At 68.5% G+C, this 12,984-nt stretch carries 13 protein-coding genes; 9 read left to right on the top strand and 4 right to left on the bottom strand.

The window, feature by feature from the left end:
- Positions 1-46: 46 nt before the first annotated feature.
- Together A8G15_RS11975 and A8G15_RS11970 are read right to left on the bottom strand one after the other, a co-directional pair.
- A complete protein-coding gene (locus tag A8G15_RS11975; protein WP_068159321.1) occupies positions 47-2,278 on the bottom strand; it encodes an MMPL family transporter in 2,232 nt (743 codons plus the stop codon).
- Positions 2,279-2,353: 75 nt separating this feature from the next.
- The gene (locus A8G15_RS11970) at positions 2,354-3,673 is read right to left on the bottom strand and encodes a YhgE/Pip domain-containing protein (protein WP_068159385.1); all 1,320 of its coding nucleotides are present in this window, start codon (positions 3,671-3,673) and stop codon (positions 2,354-2,356) included.
- Positions 3,674-3,895: 222 nt separating this feature from the next.
- Here A8G15_RS11970 and A8G15_RS11965 point away from each other — a divergent pair, with 222 nt between their 5' ends.
- From A8G15_RS11965 to A8G15_RS11935, 7 genes are all read left to right on the top strand, one after another.
- Positions 3,896-4,483 carry a DUF4178 domain-containing protein gene (locus A8G15_RS11965; protein ID WP_068159319.1) on the top strand — a complete coding sequence of 196 codons (588 nt, stop codon included), beginning with the start codon at positions 3,896-3,898 and terminating at the stop codon, positions 4,481-4,483.
- Complete coding sequence (locus A8G15_RS11960) at positions 4,480-4,986, top strand: DUF2617 family protein (RefSeq protein WP_068159318.1); 507 nt, start codon at positions 4,480-4,482, stop codon at positions 4,984-4,986. Before A8G15_RS11965 ends, A8G15_RS11960 begins: the two co-directional genes overlap by 4 nt.
- Entirely contained in the window at positions 4,974-5,384 is a 411-nt protein-coding gene (locus A8G15_RS11955; protein WP_068159315.1) for a DUF4247 domain-containing protein, read from the top strand. The genes A8G15_RS11960 and A8G15_RS11955 overlap by 13 nt, the downstream gene beginning before the upstream one ends.
- Before the next feature lie 32 nt (positions 5,385-5,416).
- The gene (locus A8G15_RS11950; RefSeq protein ID WP_068159313.1) at positions 5,417-5,887 is read left to right on the top strand and encodes a DUF350 domain-containing protein; all 471 of its coding nucleotides are present in this window, start codon (positions 5,417-5,419) and stop codon (positions 5,885-5,887) included.
- On the top strand, positions 5,884-7,446 hold the full coding sequence (locus A8G15_RS11945; protein ID WP_068159312.1) for a polyamine aminopropyltransferase: 1,563 nt from the start codon (positions 5,884-5,886) through the stop codon (positions 7,444-7,446). The genes A8G15_RS11950 and A8G15_RS11945 overlap by 4 nt, the downstream gene beginning before the upstream one ends.
- Positions 7,447-7,516: 70 nt before the next feature.
- Positions 7,517-7,882 carry a PadR family transcriptional regulator gene (locus A8G15_RS11940; protein ID WP_068159382.1) on the top strand — a complete coding sequence of 122 codons (366 nt, stop codon included), beginning with the start codon at positions 7,517-7,519 and terminating at the stop codon, positions 7,880-7,882.
- Entirely contained in the window at positions 7,879-8,859 is a 981-nt protein-coding gene (locus A8G15_RS11935) for a permease prefix domain 1-containing protein (protein WP_068159309.1), read from the top strand. Before A8G15_RS11940 ends, A8G15_RS11935 begins: the two co-directional genes overlap by 4 nt.
- A gap of 3 nt (positions 8,860-8,862) precedes the next feature.
- Here A8G15_RS11935 and A8G15_RS11930 read toward each other — a convergent pair whose 3' ends face one another.
- Positions 8,863-9,435, bottom strand: coding sequence for an IclR family transcriptional regulator domain-containing protein (locus A8G15_RS11930; RefSeq protein WP_156665355.1), 573 nt, complete (start codon positions 9,433-9,435; stop codon positions 8,863-8,865).
- Between the two features lie 121 nt (positions 9,436-9,556).
- On the opposite strand from A8G15_RS11930, the gene A8G15_RS11925 reads away from it, so the two are divergent.
- Together A8G15_RS11925 and A8G15_RS11920 are read left to right on the top strand one after the other, a co-directional pair.
- Positions 9,557-10,720, top strand: a complete 1,164-nt coding sequence (locus A8G15_RS11925; RefSeq protein WP_068159307.1) for an RNA-guided endonuclease InsQ/TnpB family protein — start codon at positions 9,557-9,559, stop codon at positions 10,718-10,720.
- Positions 10,721-10,759: 39 nt separating this feature from the next.
- A complete protein-coding gene (locus A8G15_RS11920) occupies positions 10,760-11,509 on the top strand; it encodes an MFS transporter (protein WP_342671572.1) in 750 nt (249 codons plus the stop codon).
- Positions 11,510-11,609: 100 nt separating this feature from the next.
- Here A8G15_RS11920 and A8G15_RS11915 read toward each other — a convergent pair whose 3' ends face one another.
- Positions 11,610-12,959 (bottom strand): MFS transporter, encoded by a 1,350-nt coding sequence (locus tag A8G15_RS11915; RefSeq protein ID WP_068159380.1) that lies wholly within the window; start codon positions 12,957-12,959, stop codon positions 11,610-11,612.
- Between the last annotated feature and the right edge of the window lie 25 nt (positions 12,960-12,984).

The following is a 12,984-nucleotide window of genomic DNA, read 5'->3' as shown; positions in this document are numbered from 1 at the left end:
GTCCTGCGGTTGAGCGCGTTTCGTTTGTGGTGAGGTCGAGGACGATCTACGGACGCCCGCGCGCCAGCGCCGACGGCCACCAGATGGCCCGGCCGATGTCGTGGGCGAGCGCCGGAACGAGAATGCTGCGCACCACGATGGTGTCGAGCAGTACCCCGAACGCCACAGCGAAACCGATCTCGGCGAGGAACACCAGCGGAAGGATGCCGAGCACCGAGAACGTCGCCGCCAGCACCACACCGGCGGACGTGATGACGCCGCCGGTGACGGCCAGGCCGCGCAGCACCCCGGAGCGAGTGCCGTTCCGTCCGGTTTCCTCCCGGACCCGCGTCATCAGGAAGATGTTGTAGTCGATGCCCAGCGCCACCAGGAACACGAACGCGAACAACGGGAACGCCGGATCGGCGCCGGCGAACCCGAAGACGTGCGTGAAGAAGAACCCGCTCACCCCGAGGGTCGCGGCGAACGACAACACCACGGTGGCGATGAGCAACACGGGTGCGAGCAGCGACCGCAGCAGCACCGCCAGCACCACGAAGATCACTGCCAGGACGATCGGGATGATGAGGTTCCGGTCGCGTACCGACGACTGCTGCACATCCAGCGTCGCGGCCGTGTTTCCGCCGACCCTCGCATCGGCTCCCGGTACCGCGTGCACGGCGTCGCGCAGCCGTTCGATCGTGGCGAGGGCGGCGGGCGAATCGTAGGAGTCGGCGAGTTCGGCGTTGATCATGGTGCGGCCGTCGACCGGCGCGACGGTCAGAACCGGTGGCGCGCATCCTTCGGCCGGTGCGGCCGCGAGACCGGGGTTCGCCGCGAGCAGTGCCCGCGCCTTCGCGTAGTCGATCTGCGGGCACACCGCGCCCGGACCGGTCGCGATGCCCTCGACACCGGAGATCGCCGCGATCACCGCATCGGCGGCGTCGGCGTTCGCGGTGACGACCGCGGGCGCACCGGCACCGGGGGCGAACTTCTCGGTGTAGAGCTCCTGGCCGGTCACGGCGTCGGGTTTCGTCGTGAAGCTCTCGGTGGTGGTGAGTCCGTCGGTGTGCAGGCTGCCGATGCCGGCGACGCACAACACGATCAGCACGACGGTCGTTCCGATCCACGCCGGACGGTCATGCCGCCCCACCCACGACGCGATCCGCCCCCACATTCCGTGGGTGGCGAGGTCGACGGCGTGGTCGGGCAGGGGCCGGCGAGGCCAGAACACCCATCGTCCCGCGACCGCGAGCGACACCGGCAGGAAGGTCATCATCACCACGTAGGTGCAGGCGATACCGATCGCCGCGACCGGGCCCAGGCCCTTGTTGGAGTTGAGTTCGGAGAACATCAGGCACAGCAGCGCCACCGTCACGGTCACCGCCGACGCGGTGATCGCCCCCACCGATTCCCGCCACGCACGGATCATCGCGTCGAACCGGTTCGGGTAGGCGTGCAGTTCCTCGCGATAGCGCGACACCAGCAGCAGCGCATAGTCGGTGCCGGCACCGATCACCAGCACGAACAGGATGCCCTGGCTCTGACCGTTGAGCGTGATGATGTCGGCGTCCGCGAGAAAGTAGACGATCATCGACGCCGCACCCAGTGCCAACAGTGCCGACAGCAGCGGGAAGACCCACAGCACGGGCGATCGGTACACCACGAGCAGGATCAGCACGACCACGCCGAGCGCCGTGAGCAGCAGCGAACTGTCGATGCCTTCGAACGCGCCGATGAACGCGGTGAGCAGCCCGCCGACCCCGGCCGGATACACCTCGAGCCCGGTGTCCCCGGCGGCGGTGCGCGCGGCGTCGAGCACCTCTTCCTCGGTGGCGACGAGCTGATCGCCGGTGACGTCGGTGCCGTCACGGCTGGCGAGCAACGGCACGAACATCGCGGCGGTGGTGCCGTCGGCCGAGAACTCGGTCGGGGTCATCCCCTCGACGTCGACACCCTCGACTCCGGTGATCGCGGTGCGCGCCGACTCGACGGCCGCGCGGTCGGCATCGGTGAGTCCGCTGTCGCGATGGAACACCACGAAACCGGGCAGGTACTGGACCGGCACGAAGCGTTCGGATTCGTCCGCGACGAGCGTCGATTCCGCGGTGCGCGACAGGAACGAGGCGTTGTCGTTCTTCTGGACCTCGGTGAGCTCGCCCTGGAACGACCCGCCGATCCCACCGACGAAGAACGCGACGATCGCGAGCGCGACGATCGTGAAGATCGGCAGCTTCCGACGCGGCGGCGGGATCGGCTCGCCGTCGCTCCGGGTGTCCGTCGATACCGATTCGGCCATCGGGCCCCCTGGATCGTCCGGTCGGTGGACGCGTCGAACCAGTACAACACGGCGGGCCGGCCGGAGTCAGGGCTTCTACGCCGGCAAGGTGGCGGCGTCGCGGCGACGATGGAACCCGCGCTTGTCGTAGATCATCGTGATCACCGCGCCCAGCGCCAGTCCGATACCCAGACCCAGCATCGTCATCCACAACCCGTGCGTCAGGCCCGCATCGCCGCGGCCGTCGAAGTACAGGATCGCGCGGGTCGCGATGTACATCTGATGCATCGGCTCGAAGGTCGCGAGCCACTCGAACAGCGGCGGCATCGCCTCGAGCGGCACCGTGCCGCCGGACGACGGCAGTCCGAGAACGATGAACAGCAGCAGGTTCACGAGCAGGCCGGCCTGGCCGAAGATCGACACGACGGCGAGCGCGGTCACACCGACCGCGGTGATCGCGAGGGTGCCGTACTCCCACATGAGCAGCGCACGCGGGAACGGCATCCCGAGCGCGGTCCCGATCGCGAGGAACACGCCCGAGGCCAGCATCGCGACGACGAGCATGATTCCCCACTTGACGAGCAGTACCCGCATCCGGGACAGATGGGTCGTCTCGCGGGCGATGAACCGCGGGCCGTACTCGGCGGGCAGGAAGCCGAGGGACTGGTCGACCATGGTGTTGACGATCATGCCGCCGGTGAACCCGGCGAGGATCAGCAGCAGCGTGTAGTAGAACGCCGACAGTCCGGCGCCGGTGTTGTCGGGCAGCGGCCGGTGGGCGACGACGCGGACGTCGATGGGATCGGCCAGCGTGATCCGGCTTCCCCCCGACAACTGGAGATCCGGGGCGCTCGTGGCGAGGGTGTCCTCGACGGTGCGGGTGAGCTGTTCGCCGATCGTGGTGTTCACCGTGGTCATGGCCTGGTCGGCGATGGTCTGGGTGATGTTCGAGCCGAACGTGCCGGTACGAGGATTGGTGTAGACAGTGAGGATCGGTCTCTCGATGTCACCGGGCACGACACTGCCCTGCGCGAGGATCGCGGTTCGCTTGGTGAAGTCGCTGGGGATGACGATCGCGCCGTACAGGGCGGCGCTGTCCAGCCCGGAGTTCATCGCCGAGATACCCATCGGCTGCAGGTCGATGCGCTCGGGGTCGATGCCGTCGAGGATTCCCGCGGTGATCTCGTCGCCGAGGTTCCGGCGGACGTCCGAGCCCGGCATCACGTCCCCGACGTCCTGATTGACGATCGCCATGGGGAACTTCCGCAGGTTGTCGGCGGGGCTGATCATGCTGCCGAGGTACAGATAGGACAGCGCCGCCATCAGGGCGGTCACCACGAGGATCGGTCCGAGCCAGAAGCGGGGACTGCGCAGTGTGCCGTGATGCGGATCGATGACGTTCTCGGTGGAACTCATACCGGCCTTCCGTGGGCGGGCGGCGAACAGCGTGCGGCGAGGTCCTTCGTCCACGTGTACCGGGCCGTTGGTCCGGCCCATAGATTGTGCACACGGACGGCCCGGAAACAGGCGTCCGGCGAGCCGCGGGTGTCGAGAACCACGCCGCAACCGCGACGCGAGACGCCTCACTCGACGCCGGTAAGGTCGGCCCCGACGTATATCCGAGGGGGCTTCACCGCAGTGACCGAGATTCTGATCGTCGTATTGATCGTGCTCGTCGTCGTGGCGACCGTCGTCGTGATCCGGGCCCGGAAGCGGCCACCGGCAGCACGGGTCGATCCGCTCGCCGACTTCCCGGAGGTGTGGGACCCGTACGCCATCGGGGTGGGCGACATCATCTCCTACGCGGGGATCGATCACGTGGTGCGCGGCACCATCACCCTCGACGAGGAGGGCTACCGCTGGCACGAGCACCTGCTCGACGGATCCACCGGCCGCCGCTGGCTCACCGTCGAGAACGACGAGGGCGAACTCGAGATGACGCTGTGGATCCGTCGTGAGGGCACGGGCCTGGAACCGGGCGGCGACGTGATCCTCGACGACCGCGTGTACCGGCAGATCGAACGCGGCACCGCACGGTTCACCGCGGAGGGCACGACGGGTACCGCCCCCACCGGCACCGTGGACTACGCCGACTACGCGACCGCCGACCGTACCGGCCTGTTGTCGTTCGAACGGTGGGCACGCACCGCGTCCTGGGAGGTGTCGACCGGACGCGCCGTCACCCGCGGTGAACTCGGCGTCATCCACGCCGGTCCCGCACGGTGACCGTGCACCTGCTCGACGTCGAGTCCCGGGACGTGTCCGCCGGCCGGCTCGGTCTCGTCGTCGACGCACCGGCCCCCCGCCCGTTGGTGGCACTGAACCTGACCGATCCCGTCGCCGGGGCGCTGACCCTCGGTGTGCTCGGCGCCTCGCACGTGGTCACCGCGACCGCACGGGGCCGCACCCTCACCGAGCAGGTGTCGTGCGACGCGATCGGTGCCGGTGGCCGGCCGCTGCCCGACGCCGAACACCGGGGCGGTTACCGGTTCGCGAGCCGCACCGAGTCGGTGTCCCGCCGCGCACTGGGCCGCCGTGCCGAGACGCTCCGCGCGAAGGCCGCCGACAGGTCCGGCTGGCTGTGCGCCGCGTTCCCCGGCGACCGCGACGCGCTCACCGTCCTGACCGCGGCCGCGGCCGACGGGCAGTGGCATTGGCGTACCTGGCATCTGTATCCGTACCGGGACGAGTCGGTGATCGTCGAGACCGAGAGCCGGTGGCAACCGTGAAGCGGGCGGTCGCCGTGATCGTGCTCGGTGTGATGACGCTGTTCTCCGCCGGCTGCGGTGCGCCGGTACGGGACTGGATCGCCGACACCTACGAACTGCGCGACCGCACCGGTGACGTCGAGACCTACTACAGTCCGGATCCCGTGGGCACCACGGTGTCCCGCCTCGTCGACGAGCGGGAACCGGCGGCGCGCAGCGCCGACGGCGGTCGCGAGTACCTGCGGTACGACGACGACATCGTCACCGTCGCTGCCGCCGCAGGCGGCGGAAGCACCATCGTCGTCGAAGACCTCGGCGGCCGGTACAGCAGTGGCGGTTTCGCCTACCTGGGGCCGGGCTTCACACCGGGATCACCCGCCGCCGGGAACACCTCGGGCGGGTCGGGGGACGCGAAATGACCGCACCACAACTCTATTCGGGAGCTGACAACATGACCGCAACATGGCTGGCCGCGGACACCGAGATCGGCACCGTCGACCCGGCCCTGCTGGTCGGTGGTGTCCTCGCGACACTGGCGTACTTCGTCGTCGGAATCGGGGTCCTGGCGGCAGGATTCGCGGTCCTGGATGCACTGACCCCCGGCAACCTGCGCCACCAGGTGTACGTCGATCGCAACCCGAACGCGGCGTTGCTGCTCGGTGCGAACCACCTCGCACTCGCGATCATCGTGGTGACCGCGATTCTCACCAGTTCCGACGGATTCGCGCAGGGACTGGTGGATTCGGCGGTCTACGGCCTCGTCGGGATCGGCTTGCAGGCGGTGGCCCTGGTGATCATGAACCGGGTGCTGCCCGGCCGCCTGGTCGCGCTGGTGACGGAACCGCGGATGTGCGGCGCCGCGTGGGCGGTCGCGGTCACGCTCGTCTCGGTGGGCCTGGTCAACGCCGCTGCACTCTCGTGACGACGCGCGCGATCGCACCGGCCGCGGAGGCGCCGGCCCTCGATCGCCGGTCGCGGGTCGTGCTGCTCGCCGCGGTGGCGGCGTGCGCCGCGTGTGGCCTGGTGTACGAACTCGCGCTGCTCACCCTGTCGGTGAGTCTTACCGGCGGCGGCATCACCGAAACATCGCTGATCGTAGCGGGTTTCGTCGCTGCTCTCGGTGTCGGCGCGCTGCTCGCCAAGCCTCTGCTGCCGTACGCGGCGCAGGCGTTCGTCGCCGTCGAGGTGGTTCTCGGCCTGGTCGGAGGTCTCAGCGCGGCGGCGCTGTACGTCGCGTTCACGTTCGTCGGCTCGTCCACGTGGGTGCTCGTCGTCGCGACCGCGGCGATCGGCATGCTCGTCGGCGCCGAGGTGCCACTGCTGATGACATTGCTGCAGACCGGCCGGGACTCCGACGCCCGCGAAACCGGGAAGGTGCTGGCGAATCTCAACGCGGCGGACTACGCGGGCGCGTTGATCGGAGGGCTGGTGTGGCCGCTGGTGCTGCTGCCGGCGGCGGGGTTGATCCGTGGCGCCGCACTGACCGGGATGGTGAACCTGTGTGCCGCCGCGGTCGCTGCACTGTTCCTGCTGCGCGGGCAGTTGCGGCCGGTCGCGCGGGTGCTGTCGGTCGCGGCACTGCTGATCGCGGCTGCGCTGCTGGGATGGCTGCTGATGCGTGCCGCCGATATCGAGACGACGTCGCGGCAGCGGTTGTACCCGGATCCGGTGGTGTTCGCGCAGCGGTCGCAGTACCAGGAGATCGTCGTCACCGACAGGGCCGGCGACGTGCGCCTGTACCTCGACGGCGACCTGCAGTTCTCGAGCCGCGACGAGCACCGCTACACCGAGGCGCTGGTGTATCCGGCGTTGGCGCGGGACCCCGAGCGGGTCCTGATCCTCGGGGGCGGCGACGGCCTCGCGGCGCGAGAGGTGCTGCGCCACGACACCGTTCGTGAGATCGTGCAGATCGAACTGGACCCCGCGGTGGTCGACCTGGCCAACACCCGCCTCCGCGATCTCAACGCCGGTGCGCTGCAGGACGACCGGGTCACCCTCGTGGCCGACGACGCGTTCCGCTGGTTGCGTGAACACGCCGGTGCCGGGTTCGACTCGGTGATCGTCGACCTGCCCGACCCGGACACCCCGGCGCTGGGCCGGTTGTACTCCACGGAGTTCTACGGGCTCACCGCCGCGGCGCTGAACCCCGGTGGCCTGCTCGTCGTCCAGTCGGGCAGCCCGTACTCGACGCCGGATGCGTTCTGGCGGACCGTGGCGAGCATCGAGGCGGCGGGCCTGGGTGTCACCCCGTACCACGTCCACGTGCCGAGTTTCGGGGACTGGGGTTACACGCTGGCACAGGCGGGCACACCACCGGAACTCGCGTTGTCGCCGACAGCCGCGTCGCGGCGCTTCCTCGATCCGTCGACGCTCGCCGCGGCGGCGGTGTTTCCGCTGGACCGCGAGCGCCGGGTGCTCGAGCCGTCGACTCTCGACCGGCCGCGGATCGTCGACGACATGCGGCGCGGTTTCGAACGCTGAGACCCCTCTGCCGGATCCGAGCTGCCTGTGTCCGTTGCGATAGTGTGTGACACACACTATCGTGTTCGGCATGCTCGATCCCGAGGTTGTCGCCGTACACGAACAGGAAGTGCGCCGCGGATCCGTCGTGGTGGCCAGCCTGCTGATGCTGCGCACGCCCGGCTACGGCTACGGGCTGCTCGAGGCCCTGGCCGACGCGGGCTTTCCCGTCGAGGCGAACACGCTGTACCCACTGCTCCGTCGCCTCGAGAAGCAGGGGCTGCTCGTCAGCGAGTGGAACACCGACGAATCGCGACCGCGCAAGTTCTACCGGACTTCCCCGGCGGGCCGCGAACTCGCGGAATCCCTGCTGCGGGAATGGAACACCCTGGCCCGCAGTCTCGGCGCGCTCGACCCCGGCCCCACCGAACCCACCACCGAAGGAGGCGCGTCGTGACGCTCACCGATCGCTATGTCGCTGCGACCCTGCGGAACATCCCCGCGAGCAAACGCGACGACATCGAACGCGAACTGCGCGGGTCGATCGCCGACGCGGTCGACGCGCGCATCGACTCCGGCGACGACTCGGCCGAGGCCGAGAAGTACGTGCTCACCGATCTCGGTGACCCGGCCCGGCTGGCCGCCGACTACTCGGAGCGGCCGCTGTATCTCATCGGGCCCGATCTCTACCTGGACTGGCGCCGGCTCCTTGCGGTGCTGCTGTGGATCGCCCCGATCCCCGGCATCGTCGTCCTGGTCCTGGATGCGTTCGAGGGAAGTTCGGTGCTCGCCGCGTTCGGATCGGGAATCTGGACCGCGGCAACGGTTGCCCTGCACATCGTGTTCTGGACGACCCTGGTCTTCGCCGTCCTCGAGCGCACCGGAGGATCTGCCGAAAACCCCACGGGCGCGTGGACTCCGGAACGCCTTCCGGAGGGCGACGACGAGCGTCGAGTGTCCCTGTCCGACACCGTGTTCGCGGTCGCGGTCTACGTGTTCCTGTTCGTGTTCCTGATCCTCCAGCGCACCTATTCCGGATTCCACTCCGACGACGGGACGGCGATTGCGATTCTCGAACCCGGCCTCTGGTCGTTCTGGATCCCGGCGTTGCTCGTCCTGCTGGTGCTCAGCGCTGTCTTCGAAATCGTCCGGTACGCGATCGGAGGATGGACGGTCCCTCTCGCCGTGATCAACACGGTTCTCAACCTGCTGTTCACGGTTCCGGTCATCTGGCTGGCGGCGAGCGACGAACTGTTCGAGCCGGATTATCTCGTCGCCGCGTTCGGTGAGGCGACGGACTCCGCACGCGTCGCCTCGACGACGGTGATCGTCGTCGTGGCACTGATCGCCGTGTGGGAGATCGGTGAAGGCTGGGTGAAGGCGTTGCGGGATCCGGCGCCTCGCGTGCGACAGCGCCGGACCCGGCACGCCTGACCGTCAGCGCAGCAGTTCGCCCAGTTCGCGCGCCGCGGCAGTGACCGCCGCGGCCTGCTCCTCGGCGCGCGTGTCGTCGAACACCGAGATGCCGATCGCGGCCTGCGGGCCCCCGCGACGGGCCGGCACCGGCGCCGAGATGCCGATCGTGGTGGGTACGACCTCGCCTTCGGAGATCGCCCAGCCGCGCCGCCGCCCCTCCGCGATCTCCGGGCGCTCGCCCTCGACGGGGGGCAGTGCGGACAGGATCGCCATCGCCGCGGATCCGCGCTCGATCGGGATGCTCTGGCCCGGCCGGAACGCGATGTGCACGGTCGCGCGCCGAGGCTCGACGACCATCAGGGCGCGCGCCTCGTGCTCGGATTCGCGCACCACGAGGTGAGCGGTCGCCCCGACGGCGTCGGCCAGGCCTTCCAGGACCGGCCGTGCGAGTGTGCGCAGATCCTGCTCGACCGGCTCGGCGAGAGTGACCAGCCCGGTGCCCAGCGAGATCCGCTTGTGGTCGGAGGTCGCGGACAGCGACCTCGGCCGTGCAACGATCCGGAAGGTCGCCGTACGGATCATGCCGATCGTCATCCGTTGCTCGGCGTGGATACTCCTCCGTTCACGGGGGGAGAGGCAGCGCCGACCTCCCTTTCAAAGATGTGATGGTGAAAGTCGAGGAAACGTGTCGGTGAGGTCGGTTACCGTGCCCGGCATGAGGACCGAGGTGGTGCGCTACAACTATCGGCTGCGGCCGGGCACCACCGCCGAACGCGCCCTGATCGAGGAGTGGCATCGGTGCCGGTTCCTGTGGAACGAAGCGGTCCACCAAACCGAGACCGGCGCGAAACCGACGTTCGCGAAACTGAGCAAGTTGTTGACCGAGACTCGGGCACGGTCGTCGTGGCTGCGGGATGGTTCCCAGGTCGCGCAGCAGCAGATGTTGCGTACCTACGCGCAGGCGTTGGATGTTTCGTTCACGGTCAAGGGTCGGGGCCGGCCTCGGTTCAAGGCGCGGAAGAAGACGTTGCCGTCGCTCGAGTACACGCGCCGCGGGTTTCGGATCCGCGGCGGACGTCTGGTGTTGCCCAAAGGCGTGAGTATCCCGGTGGTGTGGTCCCGGGCACTGCCGTCCGACCCGTCCAGTGTGCGGATCACGCGTGATTCGGTGGGGCATTGGTATGCCTCGTTCGTGGTGAGCCGCGTCGCCGAGCCGATCCCCGTCGCCGACGAGGGTAGTGGTGTCGGGATCGATTGGGGTGTCACGCAGACTGCGACCGCGACCGACACCCGGTTCGATCTGCCGCATGCCGGGCACCGGAAACGGTGTGCGGCGGAGTTGGCGAAATCCCAGCGCCGGATGGCGCGTCGGCGTCGCGGCAGGGGCCATCCGCCGTCGAGGGGCTACCGGCAGGCCCGTAAGCAGGCCGCGAGAATCCAGAAGAAGGCGGCGCGGCAGAACCGGCACGACGGCCGGATGTGGGCCAGGACCGTGGTCGAGGCGCATCACCTCATCGCGGTGGAGGATTTCAAACCCAAGTTCCTGTCGAAGACCACCATGGCGCGCAAGGCCGCCGATGCCGCGGTCGCGACCATCAAGCGTGAACTTGTCGAACAGGGCAGGCGGGCCGGCCGGAAGGTGGTGGTGGTGCGGCCCGCGTATACGACGATGACGTGTTCGGGGTGTTTCGCGAGAGCCAAGCAACCCCTCGGGCTCGGGGAACGGATTTTCCGGTGCTGGGTGTGCGGGCACACCGCATGCCGGGATCGGAACGCTGCCAGGGTGATTCTGGCTGTGGCGGAGCGTGGCCACACCGGTGTCGACGACGTGAGTCAAGTGGATCACCTCCCTTCGGGTGGTGGTGCGGTTGCGGTCTGAGCCGGGAATCTCCTGGCCTCGGGCGGGAGAGACGTTAAGTTGTTGTACATCTTCAACTACATGGACCGGACGAACATCAGCTACGCCCAGCTCGGCATGCAGCACGAGCTCGGGATCACGGCAGCGACGTTCGGCGTGGCCGCGTCGATATTCTTCCTCGCGTACGTGGTCTTCGAGATCCCGAGCAACATGGCCCTCAAGCGGTACGGCGCACGAATCTGGTTGGCGCGCATCGCGATCACGTGGGGCATCGTCACCGTCATCATGGGCTTCGTCAACAGCGTCACCCAGCTGTACGTGGCGCGGATCGCCTTCGGTATCGCCGAGGCCGGCCTCTACCCGGGTCTGCTGCTGTACCTGACGTTCTGGTTCCGGCAGGGTGAGCGCGGCCGCGCCATCGCCGCGATGGCCCTCGCCCAGCCGATCGCGATGATCCTCGGCAGCTTCACCGGCGGGCTCATCCTCGACCACATCACCTGGTTCGACCTGAGCGGCTGGCGCTGGGTGTTCATCCTCCAGGGTGCGCCGACGATCCTGCTCGGTATCGTGGCGCTCAAGCAGCAGCTCGCGGCGATCAAGAACCCGCGCATCCTGCACCCGGCCGTGGCGAACCTGTTCGCCGCGTGCGGTCTGTACGGATTCACGTTCTTCCTGCCGCAGATCATTGTCACGATCGGTCTGTACTTCCCGATCGGCTGCCTCGTGGTCTCCGAGATCATGCTGGCGCTGGTGAAGGTCCCGGCGATGGTGCGCTCCGGCGAGTCCGCCAAGGAGCCCGTCACGAGCTGACCGGGTACGCACCCGACCACACGAAAACTGCTCCCCGGAAGCCGGTACCGAATTCTCGGTCCGGCCTCCGGGGAGCAGTTCGTCGAAGGGGCGCTGCAGGTTACGCGACGTCGTCGAGATCGACGCCCTTGGTCTCCCGGCTCAGTGCCAGCGCGATCACCGTGATCGTCATCGTGACCACCAGGTAGCCGACGACCGTGCCGACACCGAAGTTCTCGATCAGCCAGACCGCGATGAACGGGGCCGGGGCACCGGCGATGATCGACGATCCCTGGAAGACCAGCGACGAACCGGCGTAGCGGTAGCGCGTCGGGAACAGCTCGGTGATCCACGCCGCTTCCGGGCCGGCGAGCATGCCGTGGAAGAACGCACCCACGCACACACCGACCCACAGCATCGGCAGGCTCTCGAGCTGGACCAGCCAGAAGAACACCGGCGCCCACACCACCAGGACGATCGCGGGGACGAGCATCGCCTTCTTGCGGCCCACCCGGTCGGACCACGCGCCGCCGCCGATCATGCCGACGAACTGGAACAGCGACGCGAACGTCACCGCCATGATGATGTCACCGCGGTGGAAGTCGAAGTACGTGGTGGCGTACGCGATGACGAAGACCGTGTACACGTAGAACGCGATGTTCTCGCCGAGGCGCATGCCCAGGCCGGTGAGGACCGCGCGCGGACGTGACAGCGCCTCGAGGATCGACGAACGTTCCTGCGCCGCAGGGGCCTTCGCGGCCTGCTCCTGTGCCGCCTTGAACACGGGGGACTCCTCGACGCCGCGACGCACCCAGAAGCCGATGATCAGCAGCGGGATCGCGAACAGGAAGGCGACGCGCCACCCCCACTGGTCGAAGGCCTCGTCGGTGAGGAAGAGGCCGATCGCGGACACCACGACGGTGGCCAGGACGGTGCCCATCGGTGCGCCCGCCTGCGGCCAGGACGCCCAGAAGCCACGCTTCTTCGGCTCGCCGTACTCACTGACCAGCAGCACCGCGGCACCGAATTCGCCGCCGAGCGCGAAGCCCTGGATCATGCGCAGCACGACCAGCAGGACCGTCGCCCAGATACCGATCTGGTCGTAGGTGGGCAGCAGACCGATCGCCGCGGTCGCGGTGCCCAGCATGAGGAAGGTGGCGACGAGCATCGGCTTGCGGCCGAACTTGTCACCGAGATGCCCGAAGACGATGCCGCCCAACGGGCGGGCGACGAATCCGAGTCCCTGTGTGGCCAGCGCCAGCAGCAGTTTGGCGACCCCGCTGTCCCCGGGGAAGAAGAGTGGACCGAGGACGGTCGCGGCGAGGATGCCGTAGATCGCGAAGTCGTACCACTCGAGCACGGCGCCTGCCATGCTTCCGGTGAGGACGCGCTTGAAGCTGGACCTGGGTGGCTGGTCGGTCACGGCCTGGCCCGGTGGCACGTCGGCCCCGGTGACGGTCGGTGATCCCATGACGGATCCTTTCGGGTGCTGGAAA

It is taken from the genome of Rhodococcus phenolicus, assembly GCF_001646785.1.
Lineage (GTDB): Bacteria > Actinomycetota > Actinomycetes > Mycobacteriales > Mycobacteriaceae > Rhodococcus > Rhodococcus phenolicus.
Note: the sequence above shows the minus strand (reverse complement) of the source record. Positions and strands in the feature narration are given on the sequence as shown.